General features: G+C 65.3%; 16 protein-coding genes and 4 tRNA genes. 3 read left to right on the plus strand and 17 right to left on the minus strand.

Features of this window, described 5'->3' with window-relative positions:
- Positions 1–50: 50 nt before the first annotated feature.
- Positions 51–1,403 (plus strand): DUF349 domain-containing protein, encoded by a 1,353-nt coding sequence (locus J9314_RS10300; RefSeq protein ID WP_210602330.1) that lies wholly within the window; start codon positions 51–53, stop codon positions 1,401–1,403.
- 90 nt (positions 1,404–1,493) lie between these two features.
- Positions 1,494–2,024 (plus strand): hypothetical protein, encoded by a 531-nt coding sequence (locus tag J9314_RS10305; protein WP_210602331.1) that lies wholly within the window; start codon positions 1,494–1,496, stop codon positions 2,022–2,024.
- A gap of 93 nt (positions 2,025–2,117) precedes the next feature.
- Here the strand turns inward: J9314_RS10305 and J9314_RS10310 are convergent, their stop codons facing one another.
- From J9314_RS10310 to J9314_RS10390, 17 genes are all read right to left on the minus strand, one after another.
- A complete protein-coding gene (locus J9314_RS10310; protein ID WP_210602332.1) occupies positions 2,118–4,415 on the minus strand; it encodes a RelA/SpoT family protein in 2,298 nt (765 codons plus the stop codon).
- A 19-nt stretch (positions 4,416–4,434) separates the two neighbouring features.
- Entirely contained in the window at positions 4,435–5,451 is a 1,017-nt protein-coding gene (secF, locus tag J9314_RS10315; RefSeq protein ID WP_210602333.1) for a protein translocase subunit SecF, read from the minus strand.
- Positions 5,448–7,862 carry a protein translocase subunit SecD gene (gene secD, locus J9314_RS10320; RefSeq protein ID WP_246490326.1) on the minus strand — a complete coding sequence of 805 codons (2,415 nt, stop codon included), beginning with the start codon at positions 7,860–7,862 and terminating at the stop codon, positions 5,448–5,450. Before secD ends, secF begins: the two co-directional genes overlap by 4 nt.
- Before the next feature lie 38 nt (positions 7,863–7,900).
- The gene (locus J9314_RS10325) at positions 7,901–8,536 is read right to left on the minus strand and encodes a preprotein translocase subunit YajC (protein WP_246490327.1); all 636 of its coding nucleotides are present in this window, start codon (positions 8,534–8,536) and stop codon (positions 7,901–7,903) included.
- A gap of 81 nt (positions 8,537–8,617) precedes the next feature.
- Complete coding sequence (gene ruvB, locus J9314_RS10330; RefSeq protein WP_210605626.1) at positions 8,618–9,661, minus strand: Holliday junction branch migration DNA helicase RuvB; 1,044 nt, start codon at positions 9,659–9,661, stop codon at positions 8,618–8,620.
- Positions 9,662–9,708: 47 nt separating this feature from the next.
- Positions 9,709–10,305, minus strand: a complete 597-nt coding sequence (gene ruvA / locus J9314_RS10335; RefSeq protein WP_210602334.1) for a Holliday junction branch migration protein RuvA — start codon at positions 10,303–10,305, stop codon at positions 9,709–9,711.
- A gap of 102 nt (positions 10,306–10,407) precedes the next feature.
- On the minus strand, positions 10,408–11,004 hold the full coding sequence (ruvC, locus tag J9314_RS10340; RefSeq protein ID WP_210602335.1) for a crossover junction endodeoxyribonuclease RuvC: 597 nt from the start codon (positions 11,002–11,004) through the stop codon (positions 10,408–10,410).
- Positions 11,004–11,756, minus strand: a complete 753-nt coding sequence (locus J9314_RS10345; RefSeq protein WP_181273436.1) for a YebC/PmpR family DNA-binding transcriptional regulator — start codon at positions 11,754–11,756, stop codon at positions 11,004–11,006. Before J9314_RS10345 ends, ruvC begins: the two co-directional genes overlap by 1 nt.
- Positions 11,757–11,857: 101 nt before the next feature.
- On the minus strand, positions 11,858–12,337 hold the full coding sequence (locus tag J9314_RS10350; protein ID WP_181273435.1) for an NUDIX hydrolase: 480 nt from the start codon (positions 12,335–12,337) through the stop codon (positions 11,858–11,860).
- A gap of 216 nt (positions 12,338–12,553) precedes the next feature.
- Positions 12,554–14,617: a S9 family peptidase gene (locus J9314_RS10355; RefSeq protein ID WP_210602336.1), complete on the minus strand. Its 2,064-nt coding sequence runs from the start codon at positions 14,615–14,617 to the stop codon at positions 12,554–12,556.
- A complete protein-coding gene (locus tag J9314_RS10360) occupies positions 14,614–15,216 on the minus strand; it encodes an HIT family protein (RefSeq protein WP_210602337.1) in 603 nt (200 codons plus the stop codon). Before J9314_RS10360 ends, J9314_RS10355 begins: the two co-directional genes overlap by 4 nt.
- Complete coding sequence (gene thrS / locus J9314_RS10365; protein ID WP_210602338.1) at positions 15,213–17,222, minus strand: threonine--tRNA ligase; 2,010 nt, start codon at positions 17,220–17,222, stop codon at positions 15,213–15,215. The genes J9314_RS10360 and thrS overlap by 4 nt, the downstream gene beginning before the upstream one ends.
- A 206-nt stretch (positions 17,223–17,428) precedes the next feature.
- Positions 17,429–18,820, minus strand: coding sequence for a DUF4190 domain-containing protein (locus tag J9314_RS10370; RefSeq protein WP_210602339.1), 1,392 nt, complete (start codon positions 18,818–18,820; stop codon positions 17,429–17,431).
- 504 nt (positions 18,821–19,324) lie between these two features.
- Positions 19,325–19,396, minus strand: a tRNA-Val gene (locus tag J9314_RS10375).
- A 37-nt stretch (positions 19,397–19,433) separates the two neighbouring features.
- Positions 19,434–19,505 (minus strand) — tRNA-Val (locus J9314_RS10380).
- Positions 19,506–19,536: 31 nt separating this feature from the next.
- Positions 19,537–19,607 (minus strand) — tRNA-Cys (locus J9314_RS10385).
- A gap of 26 nt (positions 19,608–19,633) precedes the next feature.
- A tRNA-Gly gene (locus J9314_RS10390) sits at positions 19,634–19,706 on the minus strand.
- A gap of 136 nt (positions 19,707–19,842) precedes the next feature.
- Between J9314_RS10390 and J9314_RS10395 the strand changes: the two genes are divergently transcribed.
- Positions 19,843–20,319, plus strand: a complete 477-nt coding sequence (locus J9314_RS10395) for a TIGR02611 family protein (RefSeq protein WP_246490328.1) — start codon at positions 19,843–19,845, stop codon at positions 20,317–20,319.
- Positions 20,320–20,442 lie beyond the last annotated feature (123 nt).

Consider the following 20,442-nt stretch of genomic DNA (forward strand, 5'->3'; position numbering starts at 1 on the left):
GGCGGGTGTGAAGACCTGCCGGTTCGACCGATGGAAACAAGGTGAGAACCATGTCGACCCCGACACCGAAGCCGACCCCCCGCCCGTCGTCTCTGCCCCGCCCGCAGGCGGCACAGGTGGTCAATGCCAGCCATATCGACCACGACGCCGAGGTGGCGCGCGCGGTGACGCACGGTCGCGCCGATGCAGACGGCAGCGTATTCGTCACGACGACCGAGGGTGAGCGTGCGGTCGGACAGTACCCGGATGCCACCCCCGACGAGGCGCTCGAGTACTTCGCGAAGAAGTACGTCGAGCTCGTCGAGAGTGCGGCTCTGCTGCGCAATCGTCTGTCTGCCGGTGCCCCGGGACGCGAGATCGTGGCCGCGGCCACGACGCTCAAGGAGTCGTTGCCCGAGGCCAATGTCGTCGGCGATCTCAAGGGGCTGAGTGCGACGCTGGACACTCTCATCTCCGATGCCGAATCCACCGAGTCCCGCCAGGCCGCGAAGGCTCAGGCAGCGAAGCTCGCCGCCGCAGAGGAGCGGGAGGAACTCGTCACCGAGGCGGAGTCCCTGGCCAAACAGGACCCGTCGAAGATCCAGTGGAAGCAGTCGGGTGCGCGTCTGCGTGAGCTCTTCGCGCAGTGGAAGGACATGCAGCGCACCGGACCGCGTCTGCCGCGTTCGGTCGATCAGGAGCTGTGGGGCCGGTTCTCCCAGGCCCGGAACACCTTCGAGCACAAGCGCAAGGAGTTCTTCGCAGAGCTCGACAAAGTCAATGCCGAGGGCAAGCGGATCAAAGAGAAGATCGTCGCCGAGGCGGAGTCGCTCTCGGCCTCGACCGATTTCCGCACGGTGTCGCAGAAGTACAAAGACCTCATGACGCAGTGGAAGCGTGCCCCGCGCGCCTCCCGGAAGGACGATGACGCACTGTGGGCACGGTTCCGTGCCGCTCAGGACGTGTTCTTCTCGGCCCGGGACGCGGAGAACGCCGCGCTCGACGAGGAGTACAAGGGCAACCTCGTCGTCAAGGAGGAGCTGCTGAAGAAGGCGCAGGCGCTGCTGCCGATCACCGACCCGGTGGCCGCGAAGCGGGAACTGCGCACCATTCAGGACGAGTGGGAGGAAGCCGGGAAGGTTCCCCGGGCCGACGTCTCGCGGATGGAGAACGGTCTGCGCGAGGTCGAGCGGGCACTGTCGGAGGCCGAGGAAGCCGCATGGCAGCGCAGCAACCCGGAGACGAAGGCCCGCACCTCCGGAGCGCTGAGCCAGCTCGACGATTCGATCACAGAGCTCGAGAGGAAGCTCGAGGACGCGAAGTCCGGCGGTGACGACAAGGCCGTCGCCGAGGCACAGGACGCCCTCGATGCCCGTCGCGCCTGGCGTGACCAGCTGGCGCAGACGGCCGCCGAACTCGACTGAATCCACAGACAGCGGCGTTCGAGTCGGTGTCTGTCCACAGGCTCGATGCGACCCCTTGCCAACGCCTCCGTACCCGGCGATAGTCGGTGTATGGAGGCGTTGTTTCATCTGCGTGACTACGGGTACGAGCATCTCACCGAGCTCACTCTCGACGGTCTGCTCATCCGTCTGACCGAGACCACGTGGGTGCGCAAGGGGGCGATCCTCTCTCCGGAGGACCGGATGGAGGCTCTGCATTCGCTCGTACCGCCCGGTCTCGTCCTCTCTCATGACAGCGCCTGGTGGGTCCATCGCGGGCTGGGACGAGTGCCGACCCCGCTGAGCTTCATCACCCTTCCGCGACGGCGGTGGATCGCCGATGATGACTTCGACGTCCATGAGATCGCTCTCGCCGACGATGAGTGGCAGCGAATCCGATCACTGCCGATCACACGGGAGGAGAGGACTCTCTACGATGTGCTCCTCCCCCACTTCCACCACCCGAACGGTCAATCCGCCCAAGCGCTGCGCGGCATCATCGATGAGATCCCGACGGGGCTGCGGCGCCGGTTCGGGCTCTATCTCTCAGTGGTCTCCCGCCGCCCTTTCGTGGCCCAGATGAGATCACTGCTCGAGGCCTAGGTGGGCGTTCCGGTCGGAAGAGTCTCGGCAGCGACCGACCATAATGCCCAACCAACGGGCCGTACCTGTCGGCACGGCGCCCAACGGTGCGGATCAGCCGCCGGAGATGCGGTAGACGTCGAAGACGCCTTCGACCTTGCGCACGGCCGAGAGCACGGTGTCGAGGTGGCTGGCATCGCTCATCTCGAAGACGAACTTCGACTGGGCGACACGTGCCCGTGAGGTGCCGACTGAGGCGGAGAGGATGTTGACGTGGGTCTCCGTGAGCACCTTGGTGATGTCGGAGAGCAGTCCCGACCGGTCGAGGGCCTCGACCTGGATCTGCACGAGGTAGACGCCGCTGGTCTTCTCGCCCCATTCGACCTCGACCATCCGTTCGGGTTCGCGTTCGAGGGACACGACGTTCGGGCAGTCGACGCGGTGGACGGAGACTCCGGAACCGCGCGTGACGAAGCCGACGATCTCGTCTCCGGGCACCGGGGTGCAGCAGCGGGCGAGCTTGACGAGCACATCGTCGACGCCCTTGACGCTCACCCCCTCAGATGAGGAGTGGTGCCCCGAGGACTGTCCGGTGCGGTTGCGCGGCTCCGGAGGAAGCACGACCTCGTCGTCATCGTCACCGACCTCCTTGGCGAGCAGGTCGACGACGTGCTGGGCGGAGGTCACGCCGTTGCCGATGGCCGCATACAGGGCGCTGACATCGGGCAGGTGCAGCTCGGTGGCCACGACCTGGAGGGCTTCCTGACTCATCAGGGACGCGGCCGAGATGGAGTGGCGCCGCATCGCCCGGGCCAGCTGTTCGCGGCCGTTCTCGATCGCCTCTTCCCGGCGCTCCTTGGAGAACCACTGGCGGATCTTGCTGCGTGCGCGAGGGCTCCGGACGAATCCGAGCCAGTCGCGGCTGGGCCCGGCGTTCTCGTCCTTGGAGGTGAAGACCTCGACGGAGTCGCCGTTCTTCAGTTCCGTGTCCAGCGCGACCAGGCGCCCGTTGACGCGGGCTCCCATCGTCTTGTGACCGACCTCGGTGTGCACGGCATACGCGAAGTCGATGGGGGTCGCTCCCGAGGGCAGGCTCATCACATCGCCCTTGGGGGTGAAGACGTAGACCTCCTTCGAATTCACCTCGTAGCGCAGGTTGTCGAGGAACTCGTCGGGGTCGCTGACCTCACGCTGCCAGTCGAGCAGCTGCCGCAGCCATGCCGCGTCGTCGACCTCTCCGGCATCGGAGACCTTCACCGAGCGAGCGGTGTTCGAAGTCACTGCCTTCGACGACTTGCCCAGGTCCTTGTACTTCCAGTGGGCGGCGACGCCGAACTCTGCCCTCCGGTCCATCTCATGGGTTCGGATCTGGATCTCGACGGGTTTGCCGGCGGGCCCGATCACCGTGGTGTGCAGGCTCTGGTACATGTTGTACTTCGGCATCGCGATGTAGTCCTTGAAGCGCCCGGGAACCGGGTTCCACCGGGCATGGACGATGCCGAGGGTCGCGTAGCATTCGCGCACGGATTCGACGAGGACGCGGACGCCGACGAGGTCGTAGATGTCGGCGAACTCGTGTCCGCGCACGACCATCTTCTGATAGATCGAGTAGTAGTGCTTGGGTCGCCCGGTGATCGATGCCTCGATGCCGGATTCCCGCAGCTCGCTCTGCAGCTCGCTCGAGACCGTGGCCAGGTACTTCTCACGTTCGGGTGCACGGTCGGCGACGAGTCTGACGACTTCGTCGTAGACCTTGGGGTGGAGGACCTGGAAGGAGAGGTCCTCGAGTTCCCATTTGATCGTGTTCATGCCCAGCCGGTGAGCCAGCGGAGCGTAGATGTCGAGGGTCTCCCTGGCCTTCTTCGTGCTCGAGGAAGCGGGCACGAACCGCCAGGTGCGGGCGTTGTGGAGACGATCGGCGAGCTTGATGACGAGGACGCGGATGTCCTTGGCCATCGCGACGATCATCTTGCGCACTGTCTCGGACTGCGCAGCCTGCCCGTAGGTGAGTTTGTCGAGCTTCGTCACCCCGTCGACCATGGCCGCGACCTCGGAGCCGAACTCCTCGGTCAGGGCGTCGAGGGAATAGGACGTGTCCTCGACGGTGTCGTGGAGCAGGGCCGCGGCCAAGGTCACCGGGAGCATGCCGATCTCGGCGAGGATCGTCGCCACCGCGATCGGGTGAGTGATGTAGGCGTCCCCGGACTTCCGGGTCTGCCCGCGGTGGGCCTCTTCGGCGACCTTGTAGGCACGCACGACGAGGTCGATGTCGGCCTTCGGATGGTTCGACTGCAGGGCTCGGATCATCGGCCCGAGCACCCGTGGGTAGCCGGGGTTGTTCTGGGCCCGGGCCGCCCACCATGCCAGTCGGGAGATGCCTCGCGGACGGCGCGAATCGGCTGAAGAAGCCATTACATCTCCTCTCTGCGGGTCAGACTTCGGCGTGAATCACCGGTGGGACGTCTGCTTCCCCGTTCCTCAAGCGTAGTTCACGCACGGCCTCTTCCTGCTCCTTGACGGCCGGTTCGTTGGCTCGGAGCAGAGCGTAGAGCGGGCTGGCGACGAACAGCGTCGACGACGCTGCCACAATCATACCGATGAACAGGGACAGTGAGATGTCGATGAGCGTTCCCGCGTTGAGCGCCAGCGCACCGATGAAGAGGATCGACGCCACGGGCAGCACGGACACCACGGTCGTGTTGATCGAGCGCACGGTCGTCTGATTGACGCCGAGGTTGACGAGCTCGGAGAACTTGAGGTTGCGTTTGTCCTTGAATCGGGCCGTATTCTCGCGGATCTTGTCGAAGACGACGACCGTGTCATAGAGCGAGAAGCTCAAGACGGTGAGGAAGCCGATGATCGCTTCGGGGGTGACCTCGATGCCGGTGGCCGAGTAGATGCCCATGGTCACGACCATGACGACGATGAGTCCGATGATCGCAGCCAGCGACATCTTCCACGTACGGAAGTACAGCGCCATGACGATCATCGCGATCGCCACGAAGATCACGAGCGCGCGGACCATCTTCTCGGTGACGTCCTGGCCCCATTCGGGACCGACGAACGTGGAGGTCACGTCCTCGGTCTGGACGCCGTAGCCGTCGACGAGTGCGTCGCGGACCTGCTGCATCTGGTCGTCCGAGAGCTGGTTCGTCTCGATCTGCACCGCGGTGTCCCCGGTCGGCGTCAGTCGCGGTTCGGAACCGGAGACGGCATCGTTGACGATGCCCTCACCCTTGGGCGCCGAGGTGTCGCTGACGTGGTCGATCTGGAACTGCGAACCGCCCTTGAAGGCGATGCCGAAGTTGAATCCGGCGATGAAGGGCACGAGCAGGGACAGGATCACGAGGACCCCGGCGATGCTCAGCCACAGGTTCGCCTTGCCGACGAAGGGGATCGATGTCTCTCCGTTGTGGAGGCGATTGCCCCAGGCAAAGAACCGTTTCACTTGTCTGCCTCCTTGCCCTCTTCGGCAGCCTTCTTCTCGGCGGCGCGTCTGGCCGCTTTCCGTTCGGCGATCGATCCGCCGTTGAGTCGGGACTTCGCTGCGGTCTCCTTCGCCGAGGCGGCCGGGCCGTCGGTCTCGGATGTGCCCTCGGGATCGGCCGGGTCCTCAGACTCGGCTGAGTCATCCGCGTCGGCCGACGTATTCGACTCCGCCGAATCGTCCGCGTTCGCATCAGCCTCGGTCAAGGAGTCGTCGGTCCTCGACCAGGTAGTGCCCTCAGAATCGTCCGTGGTCACCGACTCGTCGTCGGATTCCTCGACCTGCTTCCGACGTCTGCGTTCGGCGATCGTCGGTCCCGCGGCAGCCGCCCCGTCGGTCGACCCGCGCTTCTTCGACTTCTTCGCCGGTTTCGCATCGGCAGCCTGACTCGTCTCGGCCGACGTGTCCTCGGCGGTGAGTCCGACCTTGCGCAGGCGGGCCTTCTCCCGTCGCCTGGCCTCCGGGGACTTGTCGCTGTCGTCGATGGACAGGCCGAGCGCCCCGCGATAGGCGGCGGGTTTGACGCCGAGGAGTCGCGGGTCCATGCCCGAGAGCGGATGCCCCTGGCCGAAGAACTTCGTCCGGGCGAGAACCTCGAGCATCGGGTGGGTGAAGAGGAAGACGACGATGACGTCGACGATCACGGCCAGACCGAAGGTGAACGCGAATCCGCGCACCGAACCGACGGCCAGGATGTAGAGGATGATCGCGGCGAGCATGTTCACGCCCTTGGAGGCGTAGATCGTGCGCTTCGCCCGATCCCAGCCGACTTCGACGGCCGAGAGCAGATTGCGGCCACTGCGCAGCTCGTCTCTGACGCGTTCGAAATAGACGATGAACGAGTCCGCGGCCATGCCGATGCCGATGATGATACCGGCGAGACCGGCCAATGAGAGCCGATAGCCGTATCTCCACGAGGACAGGAGCAGCAGCAGATACGTCAGCACGCCGACGACCACGAGGCTCGAGACCGTGACGAGGCCGAGCACCCGGTACTGCAGCAGCGAGTAGATGACGACGAGGATGAGACCGGCCAGGCCGGTGAAGATGCCGATCTTCAGGAAGTTCGATCCCAGGGTCGGTGAGATCTGCTCTTCGCTCTGGACCTGGAAGCTCAACGGCAGCGAACCGTTCTTGAGCTGGTCGGCCAGAGTCTGGGCCGAATCGAGGGTGAAGTTGCCCGAGATCTCCGCGTTGCCGTCGGTGATTGCGGCGTTCGACGTCGGTGCGGAGAGCACGAGGCCGTCGAGTTCGATGGCGAACTGGTTGTACGGCTGCTGCTTTCCGGTGATGTCCGAGGTGATCTGCTTGAAGATCTCCCGACCGGTGGAGTCGAACTTGAGGTTGACGGCCGGCTGGTTGGTCTGGACGCCGTTGGCCCCCGACTGGTATCCGGCGCTGGCGTCGGCGAGGTGGTCACCGGAGAGTTCGACGGGACCGAGGATGTACTTCGCCTGGCCGTCCTCGGAACACGCGACGACCGGTTTGTCGGCGGGCTGCTGCTGACCGCCCGTGCGGTTCTTCTTATTCGAACAGTCGAGCTCGCTGTACTTCTTGATGATCGACTCGGTCTGCCATTCGCTGGTGTCCTTCTCCGGGTCGAACAGCGGCCGCGGGGTCGAGTCGGTGACCTTCGTGTCATCGCTCGATCCGCTGCCCTCGGTCTTCTCCGAGGCGGGTTCGCTCGCCGATCCCGAGGACTCTTCACCGGTCGATGACGTCTTGTCCGAGTCCTTCGCCGAGGTGGTTCCGCCCGGTTTGGCGACCTCGCCGCCGCCGGACGGAGCCTGGTCCTGCCCCTGTGTGTCGCCCTGAGAGCCCTGACCCTCGCCCTGCGATGCGGAGTCGCCTCCGGTGAGGTCTTCGATCCGCTTGCGCTCTTCGTCGCTCAGTCCGTCATCGGAACCAGAGGAATCGCCTTTGTCGCTGCTTTCGCCGCTTTCCTCCTGCTCCTTCTGGATCTGCTCCTGGGACCGCGGGTCTCCGACGAGCGCGACTCGTCGGAAGACCAGCTGTGCGGACGAGCGAACCAGGTTCCGGGTCTCCTCATCGGGGTTGCCAGGGAGGTTGACGACGATGTTGCGATCGCCCTGCGTCGTGATCTCCGCTTCGGAGACACCCGTCGAGTCGACGCGCTGACGGATGATCGCCACGGCCTGATCGAGCTGCTCCTTGCTGATGTCCGTATCCTTCGACACCTGCGGTTCGAGGATGATCGATGTTCCGCCTTCGAGGTCGAGGGCGAGTTTGGGACTCGCCGTGGCATTCGACCAGATGACGCCCGCGGCGATGACGCCGGCGAGGACGAGGGTGACGATCACCAGCCACAGGAAGCGCAGACCAGGGCGTGGCTTTTCTTCGATATCGGACACGTTTCAGCTTTCGATCGGGAGCAGAGTGCGCGGTCGGATCAGTTCTTCTTGTCGGTGTCCGAATCGGTCGAATCGGCCTCATCGACGTCCGAATCGATCTCGGCGGCGTCATCGGCCCCGTCGGATTCGGCAGCGGACTCGTCGGAGACAGAAGCCTCGACGTCGGAGTCTGCGTCGGCCGGCTCGACTGCTGTGTCATCCGCCCCTGCGATCGTGTCGCTCGATTCGGCCACGTCTGTGCTCTCGGAATCGATGTCGGAGTCCTTCTCGGCACGCTTGCGAGCGTTCATGGCGTCGAGTTCGGCATCGGTGATGGCGGGCTTCTCGCCATCGGTCTCCGCTGCGGCACCCTCGGCATCGGCGGCAGAAGCGTCAGCGGCTGGGGCGTCGGCTGCGGGCGCGTCGACGGCGGTCGCTGCCTCGGGGTTGTCGATCTGGCCGATGGCCTGACGGTGGACGCGCAGAACCGTGCCGGGACCTGATTCGATGGTCACCTGGTTGTTCTCCTCATCGATCGAGAGGACCGTTCCGAAGACACCGAAGGTCGTCATCACGGTAGCGCCGGGCACGAGGCCCGATTTGATCTGCTCCGCACGCGCTTTCTGCTTACGCCGAGAATTGAACAGGAAAAAGATCAGCAGCGCGGCAAGCGCAAGAGGGATCAGCAAATCCACAGATATCAGCCTTTCATAGGAATGAACCAGTGATCCAGCTTAGTGCGTCCTCACTGCCCATGGCGAACTCAATTGCCGGGTTCAGTACTCATAGTTTGCTGGGATCTGCATTTCCAGGTGCTTCCAGGCAGCCGCAGTGGCCACTCGCCCCCGTGGGGTGCGGCTGATGAGCCCCTCCCGCACGAGGTACGGCTCTGAGACGGTTTCGACGGTGTCGGCCTCTTCGCCGACGGAGACCGCAAGGGTCCCCAAACCCACCGGTCCCCCGCCGAAGCGCTTGCACAGCACATGCAGGACCGAGCGGTCGAGGCGGTCGAGGCCGAGCCCGTCGACTTCGTAGACCTCCAGCGCGTTGAGGGCAGCGTCGAGATCGATGACGCCGGTGCCGCGCACCTGGGCCCAGTCGCGGACTCGGCGGAGCAGCCGGTTGGCGATGCGCGGGGTGCCGCGGGAGCGGGTGGAGATCTCTTTGAGCCCGGCAGGCTCGGCATCGATGCCGAGCATCCGCGCCGAACGGTGGAGCACGGTGAGCAGATCGGCACTCGAGTAGAAGTCGAGCAGTGCGGTGAAGCCGAAGCGATCGCGCAGCGGTGCCGGCAGCAGACCGGATCGGGTGGTGGCCCCGACGAGGGTGAACTGCGGCAGGTCGAGCGGGATCGCGGTGGCACCGGGGCCCTTGCCGACGATGACATCGACGCGGAAGTCCTCCATCGCCACGTAGAGCATCTCCTCGGCGGCTCGAGCCATCCGGTGGATCTCATCGATGAAGAGGACTTCACCCTCCTCGAGGGAGGAGAGGATCGCCGCGAGGTCTCCGGCGTGCTGCACGGCCGGACCGGAGGTCACGCGCAGGCTCGAGTTCATCTCGTGGGCGATGATCATCGCCAGAGTGGTCTTGCCGAGTCCGGGAGGTCCGGAGAGCAGAACGTGGTCGGGGGCCTTCTGCCTGGCCTTCGCGGCGTCGAGGACGAGGGAGAGCTGTTCGCGCACCTGCGGCTGGCCGATGAAGTCGGCCAGGCCCTTCGGGCGCAGGGCCGCCTCGGCGTCGCGTTCAGCGGTCTCGGCGCGCCCGGAGACGAGCCGGCCGCGTTCGGCCCCGGTCATCCCCTGGTCGCCGAAGTCCATCTCATAGGACTCGGCGTCGAAGCGGCCTGCGTGCTCGGATCCGGATGTCATTTGCGCGCACCCAGGACCTTGAGCGCGGCCTTGAGGATGACGGAGGTGCCGGCCTCGGCTCCGGTCTCCTTGACGACCTCGGCCACGACCTCCTCGGCCTGTGCTTCCTTCCAGCCGAGCCCGACGAGCGCGTCGACGACCTGCTGGTTCTCGCCGCCGAAGGACAGGGGCGGTCCGGGCGCGGAGGCGGAGAGCTTCGGCAGCTTGTTCTCGAGTTCGAGAATGATCCGCGAGGCGCCCTTCTTCCCGATGCCCGGCACCTTGGTCAGGGCGTTCGCATCCTGTGAGGCGATCGCCGCGGAGAGTTCGTCGGGGCCCATCACGGACAGGATGGCCATCGCGAGTCGGGGGCCGATTCCGGAGATGGACAGAAGGACCTCGAAGGTGTGGTTCTCATCCTCGGTGGCGAATCCGTAGAGGGTCAGCGAGTCCTCCCGCACCACGAGGCTGGTGACGAGTTCGATCTCCGCTCCGTGGCGGGTGTGCGTGAGGGTGTCCGGGGTGACGTGGACCTTGCGGCCGACGCCGTAGGTGAGGACGACGAGGTGGTCAGCTGCGATCCGATGCACCGTACCGCTGAGGAAACTGATCACGAACTGCCTTTCGAGTGGGAACACGTGTACGAATACACCCTAGCAGGAGCCGTGTGTCCCGCCGGGTGCGGCACGCCCGCACGCCGGCGTCGAGGCGTGCGGCTATTTTGCTCGGCGCATCGCCTCGGCCCACTGCTGCTGGGCCTTCGTCAGCCCCGATCCTTCCCGACCGGCGGACTTGCGCTGGGTGAGATCCTTGTTCTGCCCCGGGGTGGATTGGGCCGACAGCGCCCCTCTCCAGGAATGGCAGATGGCGATCGCCAGGGCATCGGCGGCGTCGGCGGGCTTCGGCGGTGCCTCGAGTCCGAGGATCCGCGTGACCATCGTCGTCACCTGCTTCTTGTCGGCTCGACCGGAGCCGGTGATCGAAGCCTTGACCTCGGAGGGAGTGTGCATGGCCACGGGCAGTCCGCGGCGGGCGGCCAGTCCCATCGTCAGCCCGGAGACCTGGGCGGTGCCCATGATCGTCGAGACGTCGTTGCGGGCGAAGACCCGCTCGATCGCGACCATGTCCGGACGGTACTCGTCCAGCCAGGTGTCGAACGCCTCGGCGATGGCGCCGAGGCGGAGGTCGACGGAGTCCGCGGACGGTGTCCGCAGGACGTCGACGGCGACCATTCTCGCCTTCCGCGCGGGCAGGGTGTCGATGACACCCAGCCCGCAGCGGGTCAGGCCGGGGTCAACGCCGAGGATGCGCATCAGGCATCGAGTTCGGCGAGGACCTCGTCGCTGACGTCGGCGTTCGAGTACACGTTCTGGACCTCGTCGCTGTCTTCGAGTGCGTCGATGAGGTTGAAGACCTTCTGCGCGGTCGCCGCGTCGAGGCTGACCTCGAGTTCGGGGACGAACGAGGCCTCGGCCGAGTCGTAGTCGATTCCGGCGTCGACGAGGGCCGTACGAACGTCAACGAGGTCGGTGGCCTCACAGATGATTTCGAACTTGTCGCCCGATTCCTTGACCTCTTCGGCGCCGGCATCCATCGTCGCCAGCAGCACGGCCTCTTCGTCGGTCTCCTCCGCATTGACGGTGATGACGCCCTTGCGGTTGAAGTTGTACGTCACCGATCCGGGGTCGGCCATCGAGCCGCCGTTGCGGGTCACGGCCACACGCACTTCGGAGGCCGCACGGTTGCGGTTGTCCGTGAGGCATTCGATGAGCAGTGCCACGCCGCCCTGGGCGTAGCCTTCGTACATGATCGTCTCGTAGTTGACTGCCGAGCCGTCGAGTCCGCCGCCGCGCTTGACCGCGCGGGTGATGTTGTCGGCGGGAACCGAGTTCTTCTTCGCCTTCTGGATCGCGTCGAAGAGCGTCGGGTTGCCGTCGGGATCAGGTCCACCGTTGCGAGCGGCAACCTCGATGTTCTTGATCAGCTTGGCGAAGAGTTTGCCGCGCTTGGCATCGATGGCAGCTTTCTTGTGTTTAGTCGTTGCCCATTTGGAATGACCTGACACTGGTGTTCCTTCCTGTAGTTCAGCCTCTCAAGTCTATATGCTCGCAGAGGCGCTCTGCTCCCTGCCCATCGTCACCGGCGGCTGCCGGGGACCATGGGCGCTCAGTCGATGACCAGCGGAACTTCGGGCACGGAGCCCGTCGTGGCCAGATCGATCAGGCCGAGCAGGTTCTTCGGGTAGATCGTCTCCGTCGTCGACATCAGGTCCTCACGTGTCCACCAGCGGAATTCGAGGAGGCTGCGCTTCTCGATGTCCGTCCACACCGCGTCCTCGAGTTCGATGTCCTCGGTCGTGCGGAAGGCGAAGTAGGTCTCGAGCTGCCGCAGCTTCTTCTCGGTGAATTCGAAGACTTCGTCGCGCGTGGCCAGGGGGCCGATGAGTTCGTGGGGTTCGCATTCGATCCCGGTCTCTTCGGCGAGTTCGCGTGCGGCGGTCTGTGCGGCGGATTCGCCGAGTTCGGAACCGCCGCCGCAGGTCATCCACCACTGGTGGCTGGGCGTGAGCAGATCCTGGGCTCGAATCAGGAGAACCTCGTCGCGCTCATTGAGTAATACGACCCGTGAGGCTTTACGAGGTTTCATGGTTCTCCAGTGGTCGACGGCGAGGGGAGGCAAGTGTTTGCAGAATAGTGATGCTGGGGGTTTTCGGCAAGAGCCCGAAGTGGGCCCAGAGAACGATATCGGCATCGGGGTCTTCCCTCCAAGTCGGGAAGGCTCTCGGACGGAGATACACTCTCGGACGCAGACTCACGACGGAGTCGGTGGATCGCCACGGCGGCGCTGCGGGAGTTCATGGGTTCAGTCGGCGGGTGCGGCACCGGCGACACCGGCGGCATCGCTCTCACCCGCGGCGGCCTGCCCCGCAGCGGCATCGCCCGGGCCGGTCTCAGCACCGGCCAGATGTCGGTCCCACCAGTCGAGGATCGCTTCGAAGCGCTGCCGGCGATGGCGCGGCTGTCCTGACCGGGAGAGTTCGTGGTTCTCTCCGGGGAAGACGAGCATCTCGGTCTCCACGCCGGCGCGCTGCAGAGCCGCATAGTACTGCTGGGCCTGTTCGAAAGGACAGCGCAGGTCGAGTTCCGAGTGCATCACCAGCGTCGGAGTTCCCACCTTGTCCGCATGAGCCAGAGGTGACTGCCGTTCGATCGCCGCTCGGCTGCGGGTCGTGTATTCCTCGGTGAAGAAGCGTCCGATGTCCGAGGTGCCCACGAAGCTGTCCGGGTCGAGGTATCCGCGTTCGACGATCGCGGCGCGGAAGCGGTGATCGGCAGCGATGGTCATCGCGGTGAGGTAGCCGCCGTAGGATCCGCCCTGGATGCCGAGGCGATCGGCGTCGAGGTCCGGATTCGCCGCCAGCGCGTGGTCGAGCACGGCGAGGACGTCGGACATGGCCGGCGCCGCCATGTCGCCTTGGACGGCGGTCCCCCAACTGCGGGTGCGACCGCCCGAACCGCGCGGGTTCGAATACACGACCGCGTATCCGGCCGAGGTGAGCACCTGAGTCTCGTCGAACCAGGAGTGGGTGTACTGCGCGAAGGGTCCGCCGTGGATGTTGAGGATGACCGGGAACGGTCCCTCACCCTGCGGCTTCGCCAGCCAGCCGGTGATCGTGCCGCCTTCGCCGGGCACTCGCAGCACTTCGGGAAGCACGGAGTTCGCCGGCGCGGGATGCTGCAGGTCGATGACGGGGAGATCCACCGCCGAGGTGGTGCTGAGGTCGAGGCGTCCGAGCACTGCCGGGGATTCCGGGGTGGACCCGGTGAAGACGAGGGTGCCCGCGCCTGTGCCGGCGTCGTCGGCCGTCTCGAAGCCAGCAACGTCGAAGCCGGTGATAACGGTCGTGTCGTCGCTGAGGAAGGTCAGTTCGTCGAGCCCGAGACCCGCGGCTCCGAGGTCGATGCGCACGAGGCGGGAGGCTCCGTCGGAGTCGACGACGACGATCGCCTCTCCCCCGTTGATCTGCGGACGGATCGGGGCCAGGGCCACGGTCTCGGGATCGGTCAGCCGCCTCGTCGATCCGGTGTGAAGGTCATGGACGAAGAGTCCGGGCATCTGCCCGACGAAGTCGAGTTCGTCCCGGGTCAGGGCGTTGCCGAGCAGCAGCACGGTGTCCTCGTCGATCCACACGTGCAGGCTCACGTCCATCGGCGGCAGGTCGAGCGGGCGTGACTCCTCGAGGCCGAGCAGCCACACGGTGCTGCGCAGATCGGGCCGCCCGTGATCGGGTTCGACCGCGGCGATCACGCTCGCCCAGTGTCCGCCCGGGGAGAACTGCGGGTCGTGCACATCGGACTCAGGGGTCGTCAGCAGGGTCGACAGCGGCACCTCGGCGGCGCCGCGCAGTCCGGCCTTCCCCAGCCCGGGTTCGGCGAGGTCGACGAGGAACGCCCGGGAGGGACGGTCGCCGGTGTAGCCGAGCCCGTTGGCGAGGTATTTCGAGGACGAGATCCGCCGCGGAGCCTCCTCGGCGGCGGGGACGTCGTCATCGGAGCCGTAGCGACCGGGCTCGGCCACCCGTGCGGTGTAGAGGGCACGGCTCCCGGTGTCGTCGAGGGCGAATTCGGACACGCCGAGGTGGTTGTCGGTGATCTGGTGCGCCGACTCCAGGGTGGGGCCGGCAAAGAGCTGAGGGGCTGCCTTCTTCTCGGCGCCGAGGTATCCCGACCAGTTCTGCCCCACCTGTGGGGCAGAGTCGTTCCACGCGTGGGTGAGCCGGCGGGAGCTGGTCTCGGTGAGTGCGAACAGTTGGGACAGGTAGGTGTTCGACTCGAGGTCGGGACGGCGGATCGTGATGACGGCCTCATCGCCGCGCAGCACGGGGGTCGAGTACTCGGCGAGGGTGTCGAGGTCTTCGGGATTCATCGATTCCATTCTTTCGACAGGCGTGCCTGCACATCGGCGTGCACTTGCGGCAGGGCCTTGGTCTGGGCGATCACGGGCAGGAAGTTCGAGTCTCCGCCCCAGCGTGGGACGACGTGCTGGTGCAGGTGGGCGGCGATGCCGGCGCCCGCGACGGGTCCCTGGTTCATTCCCAGGTTGAACCCGTGAGGTCCGGACACGGCGCGGATGACGTGCATCGCCTTCTGCGTGAAGTGAGCGAGTTCGATCGTTTCGTCCTCGCTCAGGTCTGTGTAGTCCGCGACGTGACGGTAGGGGCAGATGAGCAGGTGGCCCGGGTTGTACGGGTAGAGGTTGAGGACGGCGTACACGGTCTCACCGCGCGCGACGATGAGGCCGTCTTCGTCGCTCTTCGACGGTGCGGTGCAGAAGGGGCATTCCTTCTCGCCGTCGTCCTTCGGCTTGTCCTGACCGTCGATATAGACCATCCGGTGCGGGGCCCACAGACGCTGGAAGCCGTCGGGTTCGCCGGGGAACCCGGCGGCCGATTCGGGGAAGGGGATCCCCTCGCCGAGGCTGCCGCCGGATTGGTCCTGTGCCGTCGGGTCGGCGTCGTGGCTCATACCTGGGCCTTGGTCTCGATCGCGTCGAGGATTCGGCGCACCGCCTCGGCGACGGGCACTGCGTTGTCCTGCGATCCGTCGCGGAAGCGGAAGGACACGGCGCCGGCATCGCGGTCCTCTCCGCCGGCGATGAGGGTGAAGGGCACCTTCGACTTCGAGGCGTTGCGGATCTTCTTCGGGAAGCGGTCGTCGCTGTCGTCGATCTCGACCCGGACGCCTGCCTTGCGCAGCTGCGCGGCCACCTCGGCGAGGTAGTCGTTGAACTCCTCGGCCACGGGGATGCAGGTGACCTGGACCGGGGCCAGCCAGACGGGGAATGCTCCGGCGTAGTGCTCGGTGAGCACGCCGAGGAAGCGTTCGATGGATCCGAACTTCGCCGAGTGGATCATCACCGGCTGCTGACGGGTGCCGTCGGCGGCGACGTATTCGAGGCCGAAGCGCTCGGGCTGGTTGAAGTCGAGCTGGACGGTCGACATCTGCCAGGTCCGGCCGATGGCGTCGCGGGCCTGGACGGAGATCTTGGGTCCGTAGAAGGCGGCGCCGCCCGGGTCGGGAACGAGTTCGAGCCCGGTCTCCTGAGCCACCTCTTCGAGGACCTGCGTGGCTTCGGCCCACTGTTCGTCGGAGCCGATGAATTTGTCGGCCTTCTTGCCATCCTCGTCGCGGGTGGAGAGTTCGAGGTAGAAGTCGTCGAGTCCGAAGTCGCGCAGCAGGCTGAGCACGAAGTTCAGCAGGTGGCGGATCTCCTTGGCTGCGTCCTCCTGGGCGACGTAGGAGTGCGAGTCGTCCTGAGTCAGCGCTCGGACGCGGGTGAGGCCGTGGATGACGCCGGAGGCCTCGTCGCGGTAGACGGTGCCGAACTCGAACAGGCGCAGCGGAAGGTCGCGGTAGGAGCGTCCGCGGGAGCGGTAGATGAGGTTGTGCATCGGGCAGTTCATCGCCTTGAGGCGGTAGGGGGTGCCCTCCTTGACGATCTCGCCGGTCTCTGCGTCGCGGACCTCGTCGACGGACATCGGCGGGAACATGTTCTCGCCGTAGTAGGGCAGGTGGCCCGAGGTGTAGTAGAGGGTCTCCTTCGAGATGTGCGGGGTGCCGACGTATTCGAAGCCCTCGTCGATGTGGCGGGCGCGGACGTAGTCCTCCATCTCGCGCTTGATCACACCGCCCTTGGGGTGGAAGACGGGCAGGCCGGAGCCGAGCTCCTCGGGGAAGGAGAACAGGTCCATCTCTGCACCGAGCTTGCGGTGGTCGCGACGTTCGGCTTCGGCGATGCGGTCCTGATAGGCCTTGAGGTCGTCCTTGCTCGCCCACGCCGTGCCGTAGACGCGCTGCAGGCTGGCGTTGGCCTGGTCGCCGCGCCAGTAGGCCGCCGAGGCACGGGTGACAGCGAAGCCGTTGCCGATGAGTTTGGTGTTGGGCAGGTGCGGTCCGCGGCAGAGGTCCTGCCACACGACCTCGCCCTTGCGGTCGACGTTTTCGTACACGGTGAGTTCGCCGCTGCCGACCTCGACGGAGGATTCGTCGTCGGAGGACTTGCCCTTGTCGTCGATGAGTTCGAGCTTGTAGGGCTCATTCGCCATACGCTGCCGGGCTTCGTATTCGGTGACGACGACGCGGTTGAAGGTCTGGCCGGCCTTGACGATCTGGGCGGCCTTCTTCTGGATCGCCTTGAGGTCCTCAGGGGTGAAGGGCTCGGCGGCGTCGAAATCGAAGTAGTAGCCGTCGGTGATGTAGGGGCCGATGCCGAGCTTCGTGCCGGGGAAGAGCTCCTGGACGGCCTGGGCGGTCACGTGGCCGGTCGAATGGCGGAGGATGTCGAGTCCGGCGTCGGAGTCGATGGTGATCGGTGCGATCTGGTCACCCGGCTCCAGCTCGCGGCTGAGGTCGGCGGGTTCGCCGCCGAGCCACATCGCAACGACCGTGCGGTCGGAGGAGAAGATCTCCGTTCCGGTCAGCCCCTCTTTCCAAGGGATGCTTTCGCCCGCGCAGTCGATGCTGTCTGCCACTGATCTTCTCCGTTCGTTGAGTCTTCGTTCGAGTGCGTCCTGGTCGAGGACGTCCCGCCATCAGATTCTAGTACCAATTCGGCGGGGCCAAATCAGTTGGGTGGCAGTCGGTCGACTGCCACCCAACTGTGTTCATCGAGGTGTTTCGCGGAGGCCGCGTGAGCCTCTGATCACGCGCGTTCAGCGCATGTTCGGACTGCTTCGCGTCACTGCTTCTTCCATTCGAAGTCCGTGCCGTTGCCGTGGTCCTCGTTCAGCTTGAGCTGGACGTGCATGGCGTCGATGTCGGCCGATTCGACGGCGAAGGCGAATTCGTACGTCTTCTCGCCACCGGCGGGGACGGGATCGGTGAAGGCGAGCGAACCGCGGTAGTTCGAGCCGTCGAACACATCGTCGTAGTCCTTGCCGCTGCCGTCGTTCGCGCTCAGGTCGGACAGCGTCATTTCGACGTCGTCGCTCGAATTGTTCTTCACGGTCATGGTGACCACAGCAATCTGGCCGTTCGTCGAGTCCGCACCCGAGGCAGTCGAACTTGCAGTGCCCGATTTGACCGAAACAGTGGCGGTGAGGTCGTCGCCGATCGTGACTTCGCCGCCCTGTGCGGGGGCAGGGTCTCCACCGTCGGAGCTGTCGGAGCCCTGACTCGGGTCCTGGGCCGGGTCCTGGCCGGCGCCCTGGCTGGGATCTGCCGGTGCCGACGAGCTGGCTGCCTCATCGGCGGCTTTGAAGATGAACGCGCCGAACATGATCGTCGCGACGATCACGATGATCGAGATGATGACCGAGACGGCGCCGAGGATGATGCCGGTGATGTTGAGACCCTTGTTGCTGGCCAGGCCCTTCTTGACCGCGGAGAGTCCGACGAAGCCGAAGATGATCGCCGCGATGCCGAAGAGTGCGCCGCCGCCGAAGACGAAAGCGCCGAGGATGCCGACGATGCCGCCGATGAGGGCGAGGATTCCCCAGATGTTCTTCGAGGTGTTGCCACCGGAGCCCGAGGGGTACTGGCCGTAGGCCGCGTTCGGGTTGGCCGGGATGAACTGATCGGAGGAACCGTCGGCTCCCGCGTAGGCCGGCTGCTGACCGTACTGGTTGGCATCGTACTGCGCGTTCGCGTCGTACTGGTTCTGACCGTAAGGGTCCTGCCCGTACTGGTTCTGATTCTGCCCGTACGGATCCTGGTTCTGACCGTACTGCGGCTGCGAGCCGTACGGGTTCTGGTCCTGGCCGCCGGCATTCTGACCGTACTGCGGCTGGGAGCCGTACTGATTCTGGTCCTGACCGCCGGCGTTCTGACCGTACTGCGGCTGCGAACCGTACTGATTCTGGTCCTGACCGCCGGCATTCTGACCGTACTGGTTCTGATCGTTCGACGATCCGTACTGCGGAGGCTGCTGTCCGTATCCCTGAGAACCGTCGCTGTCACCCTGGCCGTAGTTCGGCTGCTGCGGCTGAGAACCGTACTGGGGAGGCTGCTGACCCGGGTTCTGGTCGCCGCCCTGGCCGGGGGCGCTCGGCTGGTTGTTGGGGTTCTGGCCGTTCGGGTTGTTGTCGCCCGAACCGTCACCGGAACCGTACGGGTTCTGAGGAGTAGACATAGGTGCTCCGAAGTCTTCGTCGTTAGGTACAACGCCTAGCGTACTAGCAATCGGGCTTACTTCCGCATGCTTTTCACGTTCCAGACCTGCAACAGAGCGGCCACACGACGGCGAGCAGGGCGTTCACCTTCACCATCGGTTCGGAGCGCAGGGTTTCGGCGGCACTGCCCGAGCGTGCCCAAATGGTCGTTCAAGCCGCAGCCACACGCCCAAACCGGTCGTTCAAGCCGCAGCGCACTTACGGAAAGGAGCACGGGTCGACAGGTGCGCCTGGCCTTGAACGAGCCAACGACGCCCCGTTTTAAGCGAGGGACGGGTCGACACATGCGCTCCGCCTTGAACGAGACCTCGGCGAGCGTACTCAATACAACTGTGCGTCGAACGTGCATACGACCCTGCATTTGTGCACTACGCCCGCACTTCTGACCCCCGGTAACGCGAGAGCGAGGACGCAGGAGGCAGACATGCACGAAGCCCCGAGTGGATCACTCGGGGCTTCTCCTGTGCGCGATACTGGGATCGAACCAGTGACCTCTTCCGTGTCAGGGAAGCGCGCTACCGCTGCGCCAATCGCGCTCTATTCATTTGTTGCACCGGAACCGTGAAGTCCCTGTGCGCGATACTGGGATCGAACCAGTGACCTCTTCCGTGTGAAGGAAGCGCGCTACCGCTGCGCCAATCGCGCTGATTGATCGACATTGCTGTCAACCCATCCGAGGTGGCGACGGGATTCGAACCCGTGTATACGGCTTTGCAGGCCGCTGCCTCGCCTCTCGGCCACGCCACCGCCAAGGCAGTGCCATGACGCCTCCGAGCGGATGACGGGACTCGAACCCGCGACCCTCACCTTGGCAAGGTGATGCTCTACCAACTGAGCCACATCCGCATTTCTCGCTGCTCGGTTTCCCTCGCAACGAGATACAACTCTATACGCAGGTGGCGGCATACGCAAAATCAGAATCGGGTGATCGTCGTCACAGGCGCTGATCAAGCTTTCAGGGTCGCCGACCTATAGTGGTCGAGTGCACCCCGATCCCCCATCCAGCCGTCCCAACAGGTGGTTCTCCCGCCATCATCGACAGGGCCCCAGACCGTGGCGAAAGCTGCGGCTGGGCTTCCTGCGCTGGCGGCAGACTGTGCTGGCGAACCCGCATACGGCTCGTCTCTATCGCACCATCGTCGGTGGCCTGGGCACCCTCATCGTCCTCATCGGGCTCGTCCTCGTGCCGCTGCCCGGCCCCGGCTGGCTCATCGTCATCATCGGGCTGTTCATCATCTCGAGCGAGTTCCAGTGGGCGCGCAGACTGCTCCATTTCGTGCGGGTGAATGTCGAGAAGTGGACGCGCTGGATCATGGCTCAGCGACTCTGGGTCCGCTGGACGGTCGGCGCCGTCACGGCAGCCTTCGTCGCGGTCGTCGTCTGGGGTGTGCTCAAGGTGGTCGGCCTGCCCGATTGGGTGCCGGATCTGCCCATCTTCGAACTGCTCAGCCTGCGCTGAGGCCGCCGCCTCCTCGCGTCCGCCGCCTCTTCGCGTCCATCCTCCCGGCATCAGCACGTTCGTGAAAAACGACACGACCGACTTCGGTCGCACCCGTTCATGGATCAAGCGCCGCGATTCCCC

It is taken from the genome of Brevibacterium oceani (genome assembly GCF_017948325.1).
Taxonomy (GTDB): Bacteria; Actinomycetota; Actinomycetes; order Actinomycetales; family Brevibacteriaceae; genus Brevibacterium; species Brevibacterium oceani.

Excerpts from the sequence above, each read along its gene's own strand:
- J9314_RS10370 (WP_210602339.1), bottom strand. The coding sequence starts at position 18,820 with ATGTCTACTCCTCAGAACCCGTACGGTTCCGGTGACGGTTCGGGCGAC.
- ruvC (WP_210602335.1), bottom strand. The coding sequence starts at position 11,004 with ATGCGCATCCTCGGCGTTGACCCCGGCCTGACCCGCTGCGGGCTGGGT.
- J9314_RS10355 (WP_210602336.1), bottom strand. The coding sequence starts at position 14,617 with ATGAATCCCGAAGACCTCGACACCCTCGCCGAGTACTCGACCCCCGTG.
- J9314_RS10300 (WP_210602330.1), top strand. The coding sequence starts at position 51 with ATGTCGACCCCGACACCGAAGCCGACCCCCCGCCCGTCGTCTCTGCCC.
- J9314_RS10350 (WP_181273435.1), bottom strand. The coding sequence starts at position 12,337 with ATGAAACCTCGTAAAGCCTCACGGGTCGTATTACTCAATGAGCGCGAC.
- ruvB (WP_210605626.1), bottom strand. The coding sequence starts at position 9,661 with ATGGACTTCGGCGACCAGGGGATGACCGGGGCCGAACGCGGCCGGCTC.
- J9314_RS10360 (WP_210602337.1), bottom strand. The coding sequence starts at position 15,216 with ATGAGCCACGACGCCGACCCGACGGCACAGGACCAATCCGGCGGCAGC.
- J9314_RS10305 (WP_210602331.1), top strand. The coding sequence starts at position 1,494 with ATGGAGGCGTTGTTTCATCTGCGTGACTACGGGTACGAGCATCTCACC.
- J9314_RS10310 (WP_210602332.1), bottom strand. The coding sequence starts at position 4,415 with ATGGCTTCTTCAGCCGATTCGCGCCGTCCGCGAGGCATCTCCCGACTG.